The 2555-nt window shown below is 70.0% G+C and carries 2 protein-coding genes; both read left to right on the forward strand.

Translation table 11 applies throughout. From position 1 onward, the window contains the following. A partial coding sequence (nudC, locus tag AB4Y86_RS16525) for an NAD(+) diphosphatase (protein WP_441403259.1) occupies positions 1-528 on the forward strand: 528 nt, incomplete at its 5' end. Between the two features lie 151 nt (positions 529-679). Next, positions 680-2555: ATP-dependent helicase (locus AB4Y86_RS16530; protein ID WP_441403260.1), on the forward strand; the 1876-nt coding region annotated here is incomplete at its 3' end.

Here is a 2555-nt window from a genome sequence, read left to right on the forward strand (position 1 = left end):
CACATACACTGTCCGCGCTGCGGCGCCGCGACCGTCCCCGAGGCCGGCGGCTGGGTCCGGCGCTGCCCGGCGGATAATTCCGAGCACTACCCGCGCACGGACCCGGCCATCATCGTCACCGTGGTCGGCCCGGACGGCAGGCTGCTCCTCGGCGGCGGCGGCCCGCTGGACTCCCGGAATTATTCGACCCTGGCCGGCTTTGTCGAGCCCGGCGAATCCCTGGAACAGGCCGTCATCCGTGAAATCGGCGAAGAGGTCGGCGTGCGGGTCACCGCGTCGCAGTACCTCGGCTCCCAGTCCTGGCCGTTCCCGGCGTCGCTCATGCTCGGCTTCACCGCGACGACGTCGGACACGGAGGCCAGGCCCGACGGCGTCGAGGTCACCCGGGCGCGCTGGTTCAGCCGCGCCGAGCTGCAAGAAGCGGTGTCGAGCGGAGAAATCGTCATCTCCAGCAGGCTCTCGATCGCACGTGCCCTGATCGAACATTGGTACGGGGGCGTCATCCAGGACCGGCCGGAGAGCGCATGAGGTACCCGTGACAGCAACGACCCGGCGCCCCCGCGCCGCGTATCCCCGACTGCGGCGCACCCGCCGCAGACCCTCCAACGACTGAGCAGCAGAAGTGAACACAGATATATTCCAGTCCAGCGCCTTCCCGGCCGAGCAGTCCGACCCCGGAGTGACTCCCACCGAGCTCCCGGCGCAGGACAACCGCTCGCTTGAGGAACGCATTCTCGGCGGCCTCGACGCCGAACAGCGCGAGGTGGCCAGCACCCTGAACGGGGCCATGTGCGTGCTTGCCGGCGCCGGCACCGGCAAGACCCGCGCCATCACGCACCGGATCGCCTATGGCGTGCACTCCGGCGTGTACAGCCCGCAGCGGCTCCTAGCCGTCACCTTCACCGCCCGGGCCGCAGCCGAAATGCGCAGCAGGCTCCGGGACCTGGGCGTCGGCACCGTGCAGGCCCGCACCTTCCACGCCGCCGCGCTGCGCCAGCTCCAGTACTTCTGGCCCCAGTCTGTCGGCGGCACGCTCCCGAACCTGCTGGACCACAAGGCGCAGATGATTGCCGAGGCCGCCCGCCGGTTACGGCTCAGCACGGACCGGGCGTCCATCCGGGATCTTGCCTCGGAAATCGAGTGGGCCAAGGTGTCGATGCTCACCCCGGCCAACTATCTGGAGAAAGCCCAGGGCCGCGGCACCCCCGGCGGTTTCGACCTGACCGCCGTCGCCCGGGTCTTCCAGTCGTACGAGGACGTCAAGACGGACCGGAACGTGATCGACTTTGAGGACGTGCTGCTGATCACGGTGGGAATTCTGCAGGAGGATCCGAAGGTGGCCGCCACCGTTCGGGAGCAGTACCGGCACTTCGTGGTGGACGAATACCAAGACGTGTCGCCGTTGCAGCAGCGGCTCCTCGAACTGTGGCTGGGCGGCCGCGACGATCTCTGCGTCGTCGGCGATGCCAGCCAGACCATTTATTCCTTCACCGGTGCCTCGCCGCAGCACCTGCTTGGCTTCAAGGGACTGTACCCGGACGCCACCGTGGTCAAGCTGGTCCGTGACTACCGTTCCACCCCGCAGGTGGTGAAGCTGGCCAACGAATTGCTGGGCGGCCGGCGCAGCGGCGGTCCCGTGGCGGATGCCGCCTGGGCCGCACCGCTGCAACTCGTGGCGCAACGGCCTGCCGGCCCGGTACCGCAGTTCACCGAATGTTCCGACGACGAGGCCGAAGCCGCCACCGTCGCGCTGAACGTCCGGAAGCTGCTGGACTCGGGGACGCCGGCGAGCCAGATCGCCGTCTTGTTCCGCACCAACGGCCAGTCGGAGGCCTACGAACGGGCCCTCGCCTCGGCCGGCATCGGGTATCAGCTCCGCGGCGGCGAACGGTTCTTCGCCCGCAAGGAGGTCCGGGACGCAATCCTGCAGCTGCGGGCCGCCACCCGCGCGGTCAGTGAAACCGCGGCTCCGGAGCCCCTGGGCCAGCTGGTCCGCGACATCGTGGCCTCCTTGGGCTACACGGACGCGGCCCCGCACAGCGGCGGCGCCGTCCGCGAACGCTGGGAATCGCTGGCCGCCCTCGTGGCCCTCGCCGACGAACTTGTGGCCAGCAGGGGAGCCCAGTTCAGCCTCGCGGACTTCGTCAACGAGTTGCAGGAACGCTCGCTGGCCCARCACGCGCCGACCGTCCAGGGCGTGACCCTGGCGTCACTGCACGCCGCCAAGGGCCTGGAATGGGAGGCCGTCTTCCTGGTCGGCCTGAGCGAAGGCCTGGTGCCAATCTCCTTCGCCGACACGCCCGAGGCCGTGGACGAGGAGCGCCGGCTGCTCTACGTCGGCATCACCCGCGCCAAGGAGCACCTGTTCCTGTCCTGGTCCACGGCCAGGACCCCGGGCGGCCGGGCCAACCGGAAGCCGTCGCGGTTCCTCGACGGGTTGCGGCCGGACTCGGTCGCCAGTTCCTCCGTCCGCGGCAAGGGTGCCGCGCCGCGCCGGAAGGCGGCCGCACCGGCGTCGTGCCGGGTCTGCGGGAGCATGCTGTCCAGCGGTGCCG

This window comes from Arthrobacter sp. 2YAF22_2 (assembly GCF_052114645.1).
Lineage (GTDB): Bacteria > Actinomycetota > Actinomycetes > Actinomycetales > Micrococcaceae > Arthrobacter.